General features: G+C 45.6%; 1 protein-coding gene. It reads right to left on the bottom strand.

All coding sequences use genetic code 11. From position 1 onward, the window contains the following. Window positions 1-64 precede the first annotated feature (64 nt). Window positions 65-1,021 (bottom strand): IS30 family transposase, encoded by a 957-nt coding sequence (locus PRECH8_RS14285; RefSeq protein ID WP_200967761.1) that lies wholly within the window; start codon window positions 1,019-1,021, stop codon window positions 65-67. Window positions 1,022-1,153: the final 132 nt, after the last annotated feature.

Here is a 1,153-nt window from a genome sequence, read left to right as displayed (position 1 = left end):
ACAAAATAGTTGTCCGGACAACTATATTATACCTAATTTTTTACTTTTTGTAAATGATAGTTTGTCAATCCAAGTGCGACACTTCTTCCATGAAGGTTTCATAAGCTGATTTCCAGTTTAAACATTTACGTGGACGATTATTGATGAGACGGACTGCCTCGGCTAATTCTTCATCCGTCACCAAGTTGAAATCATGCCCCTTGGGAAAGAACTCTCGTAGCAATCCGTTTGCGTTTTCATTTGATCCTCGTTGCCACGATGAGTACGGATCAGCGAAATAAACTTTTATTCCAAGGTGATGTTCTAACGATGGGAAGCAGGCAAATTCCTTGCCGCGATCTACCGTAGCACTTTTCATCGCGTCTGCCGGGAATTGGCTAGCGATTACTCCACAAGCAACTTCCATGGAGTGAGCCGTGCGGTCAGGCATCTTCACCGCCAGGTACATCCGAGTTTTACGCTCGATGAAGGTGGCAGCGCAAGCTTTGCTTTTCCCTCGACTAGAAACCACGGTGTCCAGTTCCCAATGTCCAAAGCTTTCTCGATTTCGTATGTCGCCAGGTCTTTGCCGAATGGACGTTCCAATACTGAAGCGTCCTCGTGTCTCAGCTGGTTTCTGCCGTTTGCCCTTGTGGCGCAAGACGTTGAGCTTGCAATTCAGACGACCTTCGTAAAGCCAACGATAGATGGTCTTGAAGCATACCATGGGTTTGCCCTCAACACGATGTCTTTCGGCAATTTGCTCAGGGGACCATGTCTCTGTTAACTTGGCCTCAATGATGGACTTCAAGTCTGATGTGAATTTGCCTTTTGGCTTGCTAGCACGTCTACGTTCTTCATATGCGTGTTGTGAAACTGATGCCTGGTAAGATTCCCTGTCGTTCATGCTACGCTTGACTTCCCGAGCGATTGTAGAGGGATGACGATTAAGACGCTTAGCGATGGCACGAAAAGACAGTCCTAATTCCAATAAAATTTGTAGTTGTCCGCGTTCAACTATGCTAAGATGGGAGTAGCTCATGTTTGGGTTTCACTCCTGTAAATGGTGTTGTCGTGACTTCCATTTTACACGAAACCAACATGGGCTGTTTCTTTTTTCTTAGGTGTCGCACTTCATTTTACAATCTGTCATCCTAGATTTCGAAAGTCCATC

It is taken from the genome of Insulibacter thermoxylanivorax (assembly GCF_015472005.1).
GTDB classification, from domain to species: Bacteria; Bacillota; Bacilli; order Paenibacillales; family DA-C8; genus Insulibacter; species Insulibacter thermoxylanivorax.
This window is presented reverse-complemented; position numbering and strand designations above follow the sequence as displayed.